Genomic DNA, 13874 nt, shown 5'->3' with positions numbered 1-13874 from the left:
GCCTCAGCCGCGGGTCGCCCACACGTAACGGTGTTCCGGGCGGCCCGCGTCGCCGTACTTGAGGGTCAGCCGCGCCCGTCCCGTGCGCTCCAGGAGCTTCAGGTAGCGCTGGGCGGTCTGGCGGCTCACGCCGGTCCGTTCGGCGATCTCCTGGGCCGACAGCGGCCCGGAGGCGTTCATCAGGGACTGGCGCACCAGCTCGGCGGTGGTGGGGGAGTGCCCCTTGGGCAGGTCCGGCTCGGACGTCGTGGACAGCGCCCCGAAGATCCGGTCCACCTCGGCCTGTTCGGCCTCGCCGCCGCCGTCCAGGGTGCGCCGCAGGTCGGCGTACGCCTCCAGCCTGGCGCGCAGCCCGGCGAAGGCGAACGGCTTGACGAGGTACTGCAGCGCCCCGTGCCGCATCGCCGCCTGCACGGTCGACACGTCCCGGGCCGCCGTCACCATGATCACATCGGTCTGGTGGCCGCGCCTGCGCATCTCCCGGACCACCGCCAGACCCGTGTCGTCGGGCAGGTAGTGGTCCATGAGGACCAGGTCGAGCCGGGGCAGCGCCCCCAGCTGCCGCAGCGCCTCGGCCGCGTTGTGGGCCTCGCCCGCCACCCGGAAGCCGGGCACCTTCTCGACGTACGCGGCGTTCACGCGGGCGACCCGGGTGTCGTCGTCCACGACCAGGACCTCGATCATCGTGTCTCCTCGGCGGCCGGGACGAGCACGGGTTCCGGCCCGGTCAGTGCCTCCGGGAGCGCGACCGTGAACTGCGCGCCCCCGCCGTCCGCCTCGCCCACGACCGCGCTGCCGCCCTGCCGTTCGGCGAGCCTGCGCACCAGCGAGAGCCCGATGCCGCGCTTGCCGTGCGCGGGCGGCTTCTTCGTGGACCACCCCTCGGTGAAGACCAGTTCCCGCTGCTCCGCGGGGATTCCGGGCCCGGTGTCGCGCACCGTGAGGACGACCGCGCGGCCCTCGGCACGCAACTCGACCTCCACGCGCGCGTGCGGAGTGCCGGCCACCGCGTCCAGCGCGTTGTCCACGAGATTGCCCACGACCGTGACCAGCCCTCTCGGGTCGACCAGCCGGTCCGGGAGCCGGGTGCGGTCCGACACCCACAGGGCGACCCCGCGCTCCGCCGCGACGGTGGCCTTGCCGACCAGCAGGGCGGCCAGCAGCGGGTCCTGGATCTTCTCGGTGACCTGTTCGGCGGTGACCCGGTGGTCGCCCACCACCTCTCCGACGAAGTCCACGGCGTCGTCGAACATCTCCAGCTCCAGCAGTCCGAGCAGGGTGTGCATCCGGTTGGCGTGTTCGTGGTCCTGGGCGCGCAGGGCGTCGATCAGCCCGCGCGTGGAGTCCAGTTCGCGGCCGAGCTGCTCCAGTTCGGTGCGGTCGCGCAGGGTGGCGACGGCACCGCCGTCGTCGGTGGGCATGCGGTTGGCGACCAGGACCCGGTGGCCGCGCACGGTGAGCAGATCGGTGCCGGTCACCCGGCCGGCCAGCACGTCGGTCGTACGGCCCTCGCCGAGCGCCTCGTCCGGGGACCGGCCGACGGCCTCGTCGCCGATGCCGAGCAGGCGCCTGGCCTCGTCGTTCAGCAGCCGGATGCGGCCGCCGCGGTCCAGCGCCACGACGCCCTCCCGGATGCCGTGCAGCATCGCCTCGCGCTCCGCGAGCAGCGCCGAGATGTCGGAGAAGGCCAGGTCGCGGGTCTGCCGCTGCACCCGCCGGGAGATCAGCCAGGCGGCCAGCGCACCGACGGCGAGCGCACCGCCCGCGTAGGCGAGCAGCCCGGGGATGGCGCTGAGCAGGCGCGCCCGGACGCTGTCGTACGCGATGCCCACCGAGACCGCGCCGATGATCCGGTGCTCCGCGTCGTACAACGGCACCTTGCCGCGCGCGGAGCGGCCCAGGGTGCCGTTGTCGATCTGCATGACGTCCTGCCCGGCCAGCGCCTCCCCGGGGTCGGTCGAGACGTGCCGGCCGATCTCCGACGGCGTGGTGTGCGACCAGCGAAATCCCCGCAGGTCCATCACCACGATGTACTCGGCGTGGGTGGCCTTCCGGATCCGTTCCGCCTCCCGCTGCACCGGGCCGGTCGTGCTCGGCCGCGTGGTGAGGACGCCCTCGGCGATCTGCGGGTCCTGTGCGGTGGTCTGCGCGATCGCCAGTGCCCGGCGCATCGCCTCCTGGTCGAGCTGCTTGCTCAGCGGCGCCAGGAAGAGCCCGGTCGCCAGCACCGCGACGCCGGCGGCGATCACCACCTGCATCAGCAGGACCTGCGAGAACGCCCGTCGCGGCAGGCCGATGCGCAGGCGGCGTGCGGGAGGAGTGGGGCTCATGCCCATGACGGTACGTGGGGGTGCGGGCCCGGTCACAGGGGGTGTGGCGCGGATCTCTTGACTGTTTCTTGGGGAAATCGTCCGCCGGGGCCGTCCGGTTCCGCGGCCGCGTCAGCTCGCCAGCGCCGTCGCCGTCCCGGCCTGCCGCAGCGAGACCACGTCCATCCGGGCCGGCGACCCGAGCACCGACACCCCGCAGCTCTCCGCGCGGGGCGGCAGCGAGGCGCCCTGGGCCACGCCGACCCGCCAGCGACGGCCGTCGGTGTGGGCGACGGTGACGTCCCAGCGCGGAGCCGACCCCTCGGTCCGTACGACGCTCAGCGCGCCCGCCGCGTACTCGCCCACCGCCTCGCGCACGGCCAGCTCGGCCGCCTGCGCGGGCCGTTCCCAGGCGGAGCGGCCGCGGCAGCCGTCCAGCACCACACGGCCCTCCTGGGCGCCGTGCAGGACCTCCTTGACGGCATGCGCCTCGGCACGGCCGTACGCGTAGCCGTACGGCAGCACGAGGACCGTCGGCGAGAAGCGATGACCACCCAGATGGGTGACCTCCCAGATGCCCGGCACGCCGGACGCGGCCAGTTCGGCGGCGAGCGGGCGGCCCAGCAGGGCGCAGCAGCGGTCGCGCTTGCCGTTGGTGCAGACGAGCGCGAGCGGGCCGCCCGTGTGCGGCCGGCCGCCGAGCGCCGTGCCGAACGAACGGTGGTCGCCCGCGCCGAGCGCGGCGAGGTCGAGGCCGAGCAGCCGCGCCGGGTCGCGGATGGCGGCCGCGTGCAGCCAGACGTTGCCGGGAACCGTGTGGGCCGCGTAGACCCGGCGTACGGCGGGCGTGCCCGGGTCGGCGTGGCGGCCGGGGCGGCGGATGAGCGCGACCCGCACGCCGGTCCCCTGGGCGGCGGCCTCCAGGGCGCGGCCGAGCAAGGGGTCCAGATGGCTCGAAGTGAGCGCCTTGGCGCCCCACGGGCCGGGCTGTTCCAGCAGCAGCCACGTCGTCGCGGTGGCCGCGGTGCCGGAAACGGGCTCGTCCAGCAGCCGGGAGACGGTTGTGCACCTACTCACAGAGGTGAGCCTAACCTGACTTCGCCCCGGATGACTTCCGGCCCCGTCCGGCACGCCCGCCGGGCGCCCCGCCCGGGCTATTCCGGCAGCGGCTGCGGCGGCCTCGGACCGACGTAGTGACCGCTGGGGCGCATCCGCAGCGGGCGTTCCCCGTACTCCTCCAGGGCGTGGGCGATCCACCCCGCCGTGCGGGCGACGGCGAAGATCGTCTCGCCCGCGGTGGCGGGCATGCCGCAGGAGGCCGTGAACACGGCCAGCGCCAGGTCCACATTGGCGTGCAGCGGAGCGTGCCGGGCGGTCACGGCGACCACGTCCCGTGCCGCGAGCAGGGCGGGCTGCGCGCGGGGCACGTCCTCCAGGAGGCGGAACAGGACCCGCGCGCGCGGGTCCTCGCCCTCGTAGAGCCGGTGGCCGAGGCCGGGGACGCGGCGGCCCGCACGGAGCTCGTCCGCGATCACCGGGACCGCGGTGCCCCGGTCGAGGACGTCCAGCAGCATCCGGTGGGCGAGGCCGCTGGAGGCGCCGTGCAGCGGACCTTCGAGGACGCCGAGCCCGGCCGAGACGGCCGCGTAGGCGTGGGCGCGTGCGGAGGCGGCGAGCCGGACCGCGAGGGTGGAGGCGGCCAGGTCGTGGTCGACGAGCAGGGCGAGCGCCGTGTCCAGGACGCGCAGCGCGGTGTCACCGGGGTCGATGCCGGTCAGCCGGTGCCACAGCCGCAGGGCCAGCGGGCCGTCGTCGGGCCGGTTCTCGCGCCATGCGGGCAGCGCCGCGACCATGGTGGGGATCAGCGCCCGCGCGGTGCCGAGGACGGCGTCCTCGGACAGGTCGAAGCGCAGGGGGTCCTCGGCGGCCGAGGCGATCGTGGCGACCCGCAGGCGGTCGGTGGGGGAGGTGTGCTCGGGCAGCGCGTCGACCGCCCGCCGGGCCACGGCGACGGCGGCCCGCGGGGCGGTGAGGGTGGCGCCCGGCGTCATCCGGCCCGTCCACAGCCACTCGGCCACCTCCTCGTAGGAGTGCCGCACGGCCAGTTCGGTGGCGTCGACGCCGCGGAAGAAGTAGCCGTCCTTCTCGATCAGCGTGATCCGGGTGCGCACGGACAGGTCTGCGCCCGCGCCCGAAGTCCCGGCGGCGTCCCGCCTGTTGCGCCGGGCGAGCGCCTCCACCTCGGCGGCGTCGAAGGTGCTGGCGCGGCCGCCGGGCGCCCGCGCGCTGCTGAGCTGGCCGCGGCTCACGTAGGCGTACACGGTCTCGGGCTTCACTCCGAGCAGCTCGGCGGTCTCCTTGGTGCTCAGCCGCCGGGCGGGGCTGCCGGGAGCGGGTTGTTGATCGCGCATGGCGCCACCGTAGCCGCGTTCCATATGTATTGATTCAATCAATATTGACAGAGATCTAGTCAAGCATGGACAGTCGGATCAAGTTCAGGGAGAGAAAGCGGAGGCACGTCATGGCCGTCAACAGGAGCGCGTCGACCCTCGTGGAGGTGCCGCGCGGGCTCGCCGGTGTCGTCGTCGCGGACACCGAGGTCGGGGACGTCCGGGGGGCCGAGGGCTTCTACCACTACCGGCAGTACTCGGCCGTCGAACTCGCCCGCACCCGCGGCTTCGAGGACGTCTGGCACCTCCTGGTCCACGGCGGACTGCCGGACGCGGCACGCTCCGCCGCCTTCGCCGCCGAGACCGCCGCGCTGCGGCACCTGCCCGACGAGGTCCGCACGGCACTGCCCGCGGTGGCCGCGGCGAGCGGCGGCTCCGGGCCGCTGGCCGGGATGCGCACCGCGCTCTCGCTGCTCGGCGCGGCGCGGGGGTTCCGGCCGGTGTACGACATCGACGCGGACCTGCGGCGGGCCGACACGGTCGCCGCCTGTGCGGCCGTACCGACGCTCCTGACCGCGCTGTACCGGCTCGGGCGCGGACTCGACCCGGTGGAGCCGCGCGCGGATCTGTCGTACGCGGCCAACTACCTGTACATGCTGACGGGTTCCGAACCCGACCCCCGGCGTGCCCGTGCGGTCGAGCAATACCTGATCTCAACCATTGACCACGGATTCAACGCGTCAACCTTCACCGCCCGGGTCATCGCCTCCACCGGCGCGGACGTCGCGGCCTGCCTCGTGGGGGCGGTCGGCGCGCTGTCGGGGCCCCTGCACGGCGGCGCGCCCAGCCGGGCGCTCGACACCCTGGACGCCATCGGGACGCCGGACCGGATCGACCCCTGGATCCGGGCCCGGGTCCTCTCCGGAGACCGCGTCATGGGCTTCGGGCACGCCGTCTACCGTACGGAGGATCCGCGTTCGCGCATGCTGCGTGGGATCGCACAGGACTTCGGCGGCCCCCGGGTCGCGTTCGCCGTCGAGGTCGAGCGCCGGGTGGAGCGCATCCTCGCCGAACTGAAGCCCGGCCGCGAACTCCACGCCAACGTCGAGTTCTACGCGGGCGTGGTCATGGAACTCTGCGGCCTGCCGAGGGAGATGTTCACCCCGACGTTCGCGGCGGCCCGCGTGGTCGGCTGGAGCGCCAACATCCTGGAGCAGGCGGCGGACTCGAAGATCATCAGGCCGGTTGCCCGGTACGTGGGCCCGGAGCCGAGGACGCCGGCCGCCACCCGGTAGGCACGGACCGCCGCCGAGCCGGACACGGCGGGCCCGCCCGGACCCGGCGGGCGCGGCACGGCGGGCGCGGGCCGCGATGGCGGCGGGCGTTTCCTATCCTGGACCGGCCGGACCGCCGTACGCACGAAAGAGGCCCCCGTTGGAGCACCGCCGCAGCCCCCAGCAGATCCCGGTCGTCGTGCTCGCCGGATTCCTGGGCTCCGGGAAGACCACGCTGCTCAACCACCTGCTGCACCGCAGCGGAGGCAGCCGGATCGGGGCGATCGTCAACGACTTCGGGGCCATCGAGATCGACGCGATGGCCGTGGCCGGCGCCCTCGGCGACTCGACCGTCTCGCTCGGCAACGGCTGCCTGTGCTGCGCGGTCGACGCGAGCGAACTGGACGACTACCTGGAACGGCTCGCCGGCCCGGCCACCGGCGTCGACGTGATCGTCATCGAGGCGAGCGGCCTCGCCGAGCCCGAGGAACTCGTCCGGATGCTGCTCGCCAGCGAACACCCCGGCATCGTCTACGGCGGCCTCGTCGAGGTCGTCGACGCAGCCGAGTTCGACGCCACGCGCGCGAAGCACCCCGAGATCGACCGGCACCTCGCCCTCGCCGACCTGGTCGTCGTGAACAAGCTGGACCGGGCCGGACAGGGCGGCGAGCGGGTCCTCGGGCTCGTGCGGTCGCTCAGCGACCAGGGGGCGGCCGTCGTCCCGGCCACCTACGGCCGCGTCGACCCCGAGTTCCTCTTCGACTGCCGGCCCGGCGAGGAGCGCGTCGGCCAGCTGTCCTTCGACGACCTGCACACGCACCGGGACGGCGAGGACCACGCGGGACACCTGCACACCCGCTACGACACGCTGTCCTTCGTCTCCGGCCGGCCCCTCGACCCGCGCCGGCTCATGGCCTTCCTCGACAGCAGGCCCGAAGGGCTCTACCGGATCAAGGGATACGTCGACTTCGGGCCCCACGACAGCGCGAACCGCTACGCCGTGCACGCCGTGGGACGGTTCCTGCGCTTCTACCCCGAGCCCTGGCCGCGCGACGAGGAGCGGCTGACCCAGCTCGTGCTGATCGGCTCCGGCATCGACGGCGCCGCCCTGCGCAAGGAACTCGACGCCTGCACGAGCGACGCCCCGCACGCCGACGAACACGGCATGTGGGGCGTCCTGCGCTACGTACAGGGCCTGGAAGAGGGCCCCGAAGAGGACTTCGAGGCCTACGGCTCCTAGACCGGCCCCGCCACCACCGACACCGTCTTCGCCAGCGACACGCCGGAGCCGTCCCGGCGCGGGTCCATCTCCGGCAGCTCGGCCGGGGTGCCGTTCCTCTGGGCCGCCTTCGCCGGAACCGGTCCCGCCCAGGCGAACGCCAGGCAGTCCTCGCCCTTCAGGAACCGCTGGCAGCGCACCCCGCCGGTGGCGCGGCCCTTGCGCGGGTACTGGTCGAACGGGGTCAGCTTGGCCGTCGTCTGCACCGAGTCGTCGAGCGTGCCGCGCGAGCCGGCCACCGTGAAGACCACCGCTTCGGCCGCCGGGTCCACCGCCGTGAAGGAGATGACCTTGGCGCCCTCGGTGAGCTTGATGCCCGCCATGCCGCCGGCCGGACGGCCCTGCGGGCGCACCTGGGAGGCCTGGTAGCGCAGCAGCTGCGCGTCGTCCGCGATGAACACCAGGTCCTCCTCGCCGGTGCGCAGCTCGATCGCGCCGACGATCCGGTCGCCCTCCTTGAGGGTGATGACCTCCAGCTCGTCCTTGTTGGACGGGTAGTCGGGGACCACGCGCTTGACCACGCCCTGCTCGGTGCCGAGGGCGAGACCCGGCGAGGACTCGTCCAGCGTGGTCAGGCAGACCACCGACTCGCCGTCGGCCAGGGAGAGGAACTCCGACAGGGGCGCGCCGCCCGCGAGGTTCGGGGCGCTCGCCGTCTCCGGGAGCTGCGGCAGGTCGACCACGTTGACGCGGAGCAGACGGCCGGTGGAGGTCACCGCGCCGATCTCGCCGCGGGCGGTCGCCTGGACCGCCGAGACGATCACGTCGTGCTTGGCCCGCTTGCCGTCGCTGTCCTCCGGGAACGGCTCGCCGTTCGCCGTGCGCGCCAGCAGGCCCGTCGAGGAGAGCAGCACCCGGCACGGGTCGTCGGCCACCTGCAGCGGAACCACGGCCGCCGGCGCGCCCGAGGCCTCCAGCAGCACCGTGCGCCGCTCGGTGCCGAACTTCTTCGCCACCGCGGCCAGTTCCCCCGAGACCAGCTTGCGCAGCTCCGCGTCCGACTCCAGGATCCGGGTCAGCTCGGCGATCTCCGCGGTGAGCTTCTCCTTCTCCGCCTCCAGCTCGATGCGGTCGTACCTGGTCAGGCGCCGCAGGGGGGTGTCCAGGATGTACTGGGTCTGGATCTCCGACAGCGAGAAGCGCTCCATCAGGCGCTGCTTGGCCTCCGCGCTGTTCTCGCTGGAGCGGATCAGCCGGATGACCTCGTCGATGTCGACCAGGGCCGTCAGCAGGCCCTCGACCAGGTGGAGGCGGTCGCGGCGCTTGGTGCGGCGGAACTCGCTGCGGCGGCGGACCACGTCGAACCGGTGGTCGAGGTAGACCTCCAGCAGTTCCTTCAGGCCGAGCGTGAGCGGCTGGCCGTCGACCAGGGCCACGTTGTTGATGCCGAAGGACTCCTCCATCGGCGTCAGCTTGTAGAGCTGCTCCAGGACCGCCTCCGGCACGAAGCCGTTCTTGATCTCGACGACCAGGCGGAGCCCGTGCTCGCGGTCGGTGAGGTCCTTGACGTCCGCGATGCCCTGCAGCTTCTTGGAGTTGACCAGGTCCTTGATCTTGGCGATGACCTTCTCGGGGCCGACCGTGAAGGGCAGTTCGGTGATGACCAGGCCCTTGCGGCGGGCCGTGACCGTCTCCACCGCCACCGTGGCACGGATCTTGAAGGTGCCGCGGCCCGTCTCGTACGCGTCCCGCACGCCGTCCAGGCCGACGATCCGGCCGCCGGTCGGCAGGTCGGGGCCCGGCACGTGCTTCATCAGCGCGTCCAGGTCCGCGTTCGGGTACCGGATCAGATGGCGCGCGGCCGCGATCACCTCGCCCAGGTTGTGCGGCGGCATGTTCGTCGCCATGCCGACCGCGATGCCCGAGGAGCCGTTGACCAGGAGGTTGGGGAAGGCGGCGGGCAGCGCCACCGGCTCCTGCTCCTGGCCGTCGTAGTTCGGCGTGAAGTCGACCGTGTCCTCGTCGATGGACTCGGTCATCAGGCTGGTCGCCTCGGCCATCCGGCACTCGGTGTACCGCATGGCGGCCGGCGGGTCGTCGTTGCCCAGGGAGCCGAAGTTGCCGTGGCCGTCGACCAGCGGGACCCGCATCGAGAACGGCTGGGCCATGCGCACCAGCGCGTCGTAGATCGACGCGTCGCCGTGCGGGTGCAGCTTGCCCATCACCTCGCCGACCACGCGCGCGCACTTCACGTAGGCGCGGTCGGGGCGCACGCCCATCTCGTTCATCTGGTACACGATGCGGCGGTGCACCGGCTTGAGGCCGTCGCGGGCGTCCGGCAGAGCGCGCGAGTAGATGACCGAGTACGCGTACTCGAGGTAGGAGCCGCGCATCTCGTCCACGACGTCGATGTCGAGGATCCTCTCCTCGTACGAGTCGTCGGGCGGCGGGGTCTTCGTGCTGCGGCGGGCCATCGCTGCCGGCTCCTTGCTCATGCGTGAACGGGATCTGACGCTGACCATTGTGGACCGCGGTACTGACAGGCCGGGCCAGGACCCGGTCTCCGCGGCCCGCCCCGGTGCCTCGGTGGCGTGCGCGGGCGAGTCGGACGCAGGCTACGCGATCCGCTGTGGGCGTACGTGGTGCGGGAACTTCGCCCGGTCCCCGCGCGCTTGCATACAGTGGCAGGACTGGCAGAAGAACCGCGGTCCGAGACGGCGTCCGCGAGTGAGTGACGCGAGTGAAGGGACGTACATGCCCATGGGTCACACGACCACGGCCGAGACAGGCTCCGGAGGCCTGACAGCGACCGAGCACCGCTTGGCCAACGGTCTGCGCGTGGTGCTCTCCGAGGACCACCTGACCCCGGTCGCGGCGGTCTGCCTCTGGTACGACGTCGGTTCCCGGCACGAAGTCAAGGGACGTACCGGTCTGGCTCACCTTTTCGAGCACTTGATGTTCCAGGGCTCCGCCCAGGTGCAGGGCAACGGGCACTTCGAGCTAGTCCAGGGCGCCGGCGGCTCGCTCAACGGCACCACCAGCTTCGAGCGCACCAACTACTTCGAGACCATGCCCGCCCACCAGCTGGAGCTCGCCCTCTGGCTGGAGGCCGACCGCATGGGCTCGCTGCTCGCCGCCCTGGACGACGAGTCGATGGAGAACCAGCGCGACGTCGTCAAGAACGAGCGCCGCCAGCGCTACGACAACGTCCCCTACGGCACCGCCTTCGAGAAGCTCACCGCGCTCGCCTACCCGGAGGGCCACCCCTACCACCACACGCCGATCGGCTCGATGGCGGACCTGGACGCGGCCACCCTGGAGGACGCGCGGGCGTTCTTCCGCACCTACTACGCGCCCAACAACGCCGTGCTCTCGGTGGTCGGCGACATCGACCCCCAGGAGACCCTCGCCTGGATCGAGAAGTACTTCGGCTCCATCGAGGCCCACGACGGCAAGCCCGCCCCGCGCGACGGCTCGCTCCCCGAGGTCATGGGCGAGCAGCTGCGCGAGGTCGTCGTGGAGGAGGTGCCCGCGCGCGCGTTGATGGCCGCCTACCGGCTCCCGGAGGACGGCACGCGCGCGTCCGACGCGGCCGACCTGGCCCTGACCGTCCTCGGCGGCGGCGAGTCCTCCCGCCTGTACAACCGGCTCGTCCGGCGCGACCGTACGGCCGTCGCCGCCGGCTTCGGCCTGCTGCGCCTGGCCGGCGCGCCCTCCCTGGGCTGGCTGGACGTGAAGACCTCGGGCGACGTCGAGGTCCCGGTCATCGAGGCCGCCATCGACGAGGAGCTGGCCCGCTTCGCCCAGGAGGGCCCGACGCCCGAGGAGATGGAGCGCGCCCAGGCCCAGCTGGAGCGCGAGTGGCTGGACCGGCTCGGCACGGTCGCGGGCCGCGCGGACGAACTGTGCCGCTTCGCCGTGCTGTTCGGCGACCCGCAGCTCGCCCTGACGGCCGTCCAGCGTGTCCTCGCGGTGACCCCGGAGGAGGTCCGGGAGGTCGCCGCGGCGCGCCTGCGCCCCGACAACCGCGCGGTGCTCGTCTACGAGCCCAAGTCCCCGGAGACCGTCGAGGACGCCGACGTTCCCGAGGACCCCGAGGCCGAGGCCACGGTCGAAGCCGGCGACAACAACGAGGAGACGGCCAAGTGACCGAGCTCGCCACCATGGACTTCCATCCGCAGCCCCAGCCGGGCGAGGCGCGGCCGTGGGCCTTCCCCGCCCCCGAGCGCTCCACCCTGGACAACGGGCTGACCGTGCTGCGCTGCCACCGCCCCGGCCAGCAGGTCGTCGCCGTGGAGGTGCTCCTGGACGCCCCCCTGGACGCCGAGCCGACCGGCCTGGACGGCGTCGCCACGATCATGGCGCGCGCCTTCTCCGAGGGCACCGACAAGCACTCCGCCGAGGAGTACGCCGCCGAACTGGAGCGGGCCGGCGCCACCCTGGACGCGCACGCCGACCACCCCGGTGTCCGGCTCAGCCTGGAGGTACCCGCCTCCCGCCTGGGCAAGGGGCTCGGGCTGCTCTCCGACGCGCTGAGGGCACCCGCCTTCGCCGACAGCGAGGTCGAGCGGCTGGTCCGCAACCGCCTCGACGAGATCCCGCACGAGCTGGCCAACCCCAGCCGCCGGGCCGCCAAGCAGCTCTACAAGGAGCTGTTCCCGGCGACCGCGCGGATGTCCCGGCCGCGCCAGGGCACCGAGGACACCGTCGAGAAGATCGACGCGGCCGCCGTGCGCGGCTTCTACGACCGGCACGTACGGCCCGCCACGGCCACCGCGGTCGTCGTCGGCGACCTGACCGGCATCGACCTGGACGACCTGCTCGGCGAGACCCTGGGCGCCTGGCGCGGCACCGCCGCCGAGCCCCGCCCGGTGCCCGCGGTCACCGCCGACGACACCGGCCGCGTCGTCATCGTGGACCGTCCCGGCGCCGTCCAGACGCAGCTGCTCATCGGCCGCGTCGGCGCCGACCGGCACGACCGCGTCTGGCCCGCCCAGGTGCTCGGCACCTACTGCCTCGGCGGCACCCTCACCTCCCGCCTGGACCGCGTCCTGCGCGAGGAGAAGGGCTACACCTACGGCGTCCGCGCCTTCGGCCAGGTGCTGCGGTCGGCTCCCGACGGCAGCGGTGCCTCGATGCTCGCCATCAGCGGCTCCGTGGACACCCCGAACACCGGTCCGGCGCTCCAGGACCTGTGGACGGTGCTGCGCACCCTCGCCTCCGGGGGCCTCACGGACGCCGAGCGGGACGTCGCCGTGCAGAACCTGGTCGGCGTGGCGCCGCTCAAGTACGAGACGGCCGCGGCCGTCGCCGGCACCCTGGCCGACCAGGTCGAGCAGCACCTGCCCGACGACTTCCAGGCCACGCTCTACCGGCAACTGGCCGCCACCGGCACCGTGGAGGCCACCGCGGCCGTCGTGAACGCCTTCCCCGGCGACCACCTGGTGACCGTCCTGGTCGGCGACGCGGCCCAGATCAAGGAGCCCGTCGAGGCCCTCGGCATCGGCGAAGTGACGGTCGTCGCCGCCGAGTGACGGCACGCGCGTCCGGAGCCCTGGTGACCCACCGGTCACCAGGGCTCTGAAATGTCCGTATTGATGCGGAGGTTGCCTGTCTGCCCTGTGGGATACGCGACAAAAACCCTGATCCGTTTGAGGATTGCGAGAACGCCCTCGTAGGTTCTTCCGGGCTGTCCGCCGAACTGCGCCGCGCCCGCGGCACCGGACAGTCATCGCCGAGTCCCCGTACGGCGCGAGCCAGGGGAGCCGGGGACCCATGCAGTCCCTGGGGTGAATCGGGCGCCCGCGCGAGCCGCGAGGGGGCCCGTAGGAGACCTTCCTGCTCCGAACCCGTCAGCTAACCCGGTAGGCGAGAGGGAAGGAAAGGACCAGCCTCTACATGGCGTTCATGTGCGCCTCCGGGAAGCACCGTCGTCCCGGCCGGGTGAAGCGCACCACCGCGCAGGCCGCCGGCATCGCGGCCCTCACCACCACAGGTGTCATCGGCACCGTCTCGGCGGCCCCGGCGCTCGCCGCGGAGAACTCCGTCGAGCAGACCGGCCTCACTCCGGTGATCACGGTCAGCGACTCGGTCGCCGACCGGATCGACGCCCAGGCCGCCGCGCAGACGGCCGCCGCCGAGCGCAAGGCGGCCGAGGAGGCCGCGCGCAAGAAGGCCGCGGCGAAGGCCGAGAAGGAGCGCGAGGCGAAGGCGCGCGCGGCACGGGAGGCCGAGCGCAAGCGTCTCAACGCCTTCGTCGTGCCGATATCCGACTCGTACGTCTCCACCGGCTACAAGACCGGCGGCTCGCTGTGGTCCTCCGGCGCCCACACCGGCATCGACTTCCACGCCGCCTCCGGCACGGAGGTGCACGCGGTCGGCACCGGCACGGTGGTCTCCACCGGCTGGGGCGGCTCGTACGGCAACCAGATCGTCATCAAGATGGCCGACGGCATGTACACCCAGTACGGTCACCTGTCGTCGATCGGCGTCTCGGTGGGCCAGAAGGTCACCCCCGGCGAGCGGATCGCCCTCTCCGGCGCGACCGGCAACGTGACCGGACCCCACCTCCACTTCGAGGCCCGGACGACCCCGGAGTACGGCTCGGACATCGACCCGGTCGCCTACCTCCGCAAGCACGGTGTGAACGTCTGACGCGTTCCGACGACAGTCTCCGAAGCCC

10 protein-coding genes and 1 riboswitch are annotated in these 13874 nt (G+C 73.0%); of the genes, 5 read left to right on the top strand and 5 right to left on the bottom strand.

The genetic code is table 11. The features are described from left to right. Window positions 1-3: 3 nt before the first annotated feature. From ACIQOE_RS13235 to ACIQOE_RS13220, 4 genes are all read right to left on the bottom strand, one after another. Window positions 4-684 carry a response regulator gene (locus ACIQOE_RS13235; protein ID WP_362644271.1) on the bottom strand — a complete coding sequence of 227 codons (681 nt, stop codon included), beginning with the start codon at window positions 682-684 and terminating at the stop codon, window positions 4-6. Then, entirely contained in the window at window positions 681-2330 is a 1650-nt protein-coding gene (locus tag ACIQOE_RS13230; RefSeq protein WP_401411433.1) for an ATP-binding protein, read from the bottom strand. Before ACIQOE_RS13230 ends, ACIQOE_RS13235 begins: the two co-directional genes overlap by 4 nt. A 111-nt stretch (window positions 2331-2441) precedes the next feature. Next, window positions 2442-3386: a sucrase ferredoxin gene (locus ACIQOE_RS13225; RefSeq protein ID WP_401411431.1), complete on the bottom strand. Its 945-nt coding sequence runs from the start codon at window positions 3384-3386 to the stop codon at window positions 2442-2444. Window positions 3387-3463: 77 nt separating this feature from the next. Continuing rightward, window positions 3464-4720, bottom strand: a complete 1257-nt coding sequence (locus tag ACIQOE_RS13220; RefSeq protein WP_401411429.1) for a citrate/2-methylcitrate synthase — start codon at window positions 4718-4720, stop codon at window positions 3464-3466. Window positions 4721-4830: 110 nt separating this feature from the next. Here ACIQOE_RS13220 and ACIQOE_RS13215 point away from each other — a divergent pair, with 110 nt between their 5' ends. Together ACIQOE_RS13215 and ACIQOE_RS13210 are read left to right on the top strand one after the other, a co-directional pair. Continuing rightward, window positions 4831-5994 carry a citrate synthase/methylcitrate synthase gene (locus ACIQOE_RS13215; RefSeq protein ID WP_365560384.1) on the top strand — a complete coding sequence of 388 codons (1164 nt, stop codon included), beginning with the start codon at window positions 4831-4833 and terminating at the stop codon, window positions 5992-5994. A 139-nt stretch (window positions 5995-6133) separates the two neighbouring features. Further along, window positions 6134-7213 (top strand): GTP-binding protein, encoded by a 1080-nt coding sequence (locus tag ACIQOE_RS13210; protein WP_365560382.1) that lies wholly within the window; start codon window positions 6134-6136, stop codon window positions 7211-7213. On the opposite strand, the gene ACIQOE_RS13205 is transcribed toward ACIQOE_RS13210, so the two are convergent. Beyond that, the gene (locus ACIQOE_RS13205) at window positions 7210-9666 is read right to left on the bottom strand and encodes a DNA topoisomerase IV subunit A (RefSeq protein ID WP_365560525.1); all 2457 of its coding nucleotides are present in this window, start codon (window positions 9664-9666) and stop codon (window positions 7210-7212) included. The two genes, ACIQOE_RS13210 and ACIQOE_RS13205, sit on opposite strands and share 4 nt — an antisense overlap. A gap of 280 nt (window positions 9667-9946) precedes the next feature. Between ACIQOE_RS13205 and ACIQOE_RS13200 the strand changes: the two genes are divergently transcribed. From ACIQOE_RS13200 to ACIQOE_RS13190, 3 genes are all read left to right on the top strand, one after another. Further along, the gene (locus ACIQOE_RS13200) at window positions 9947-11341 is read left to right on the top strand and encodes a pitrilysin family protein (protein WP_365560379.1); all 1395 of its coding nucleotides are present in this window, start codon (window positions 9947-9949) and stop codon (window positions 11339-11341) included. Next, complete coding sequence (locus ACIQOE_RS13195; protein WP_401411426.1) at window positions 11338-12726, top strand: M16 family metallopeptidase; 1389 nt, start codon at window positions 11338-11340, stop codon at window positions 12724-12726. Before ACIQOE_RS13200 ends, ACIQOE_RS13195 begins: the two co-directional genes overlap by 4 nt. A 188-nt stretch (window positions 12727-12914) precedes the next feature. Continuing rightward, a riboswitch (cyclic di-AMP (ydaO/yuaA leader) is annotated at window positions 12915-13078 on the top strand. Between the two features lie 12 nt (window positions 13079-13090). Then, a complete protein-coding gene (locus tag ACIQOE_RS13190; RefSeq protein ID WP_365575819.1) occupies window positions 13091-13846 on the top strand; it encodes a M23 family metallopeptidase in 756 nt (251 codons plus the stop codon). The last annotated feature ends 28 nt before the right edge of the window (window positions 13847-13874 follow it).

Origin of the sequence: Streptomyces sp. NPDC091282, from assembly GCF_044757385.1 — a bacterium.
In the GTDB taxonomy this organism is placed as follows: Bacteria; Actinomycetota; Actinomycetes; order Streptomycetales; family Streptomycetaceae; genus Streptomyces; species Streptomyces gramineus.
This window is presented reverse-complemented; position numbering and strand designations above follow the sequence as displayed.

Excerpts from the sequence above, each read along its gene's own strand:
- ACIQOE_RS13205 (WP_365560525.1), bottom strand. The coding sequence starts at position 9,666 with ATGGCCCGCCGCAGCACGAAGACCCCGCCGCCCGACGACTCGTACGAG.
- ACIQOE_RS13230 (WP_401411433.1), bottom strand. The coding sequence starts at position 2,330 with ATGAGCCCCACTCCTCCCGCACGCCGCCTGCGCATCGGCCTGCCGCGA.
- ACIQOE_RS13235 (WP_362644271.1), bottom strand. The coding sequence starts at position 684 with ATGATCGAGGTCCTGGTCGTGGACGACGACACCCGGGTCGCCCGCGTG.
- ACIQOE_RS13220 (WP_401411429.1), bottom strand. The coding sequence starts at position 4,720 with ATGCGCGATCAACAACCCGCTCCCGGCAGCCCCGCCCGGCGGCTGAGC.
- ACIQOE_RS13200 (WP_365560379.1), top strand. The coding sequence starts at position 9,947 with ATGCCCATGGGTCACACGACCACGGCCGAGACAGGCTCCGGAGGCCTG.
- ACIQOE_RS13190 (WP_365575819.1), top strand. The coding sequence starts at position 13,091 with ATGGCGTTCATGTGCGCCTCCGGGAAGCACCGTCGTCCCGGCCGGGTG.
- ACIQOE_RS13215 (WP_365560384.1), top strand. The coding sequence starts at position 4,831 with ATGGCCGTCAACAGGAGCGCGTCGACCCTCGTGGAGGTGCCGCGCGGG.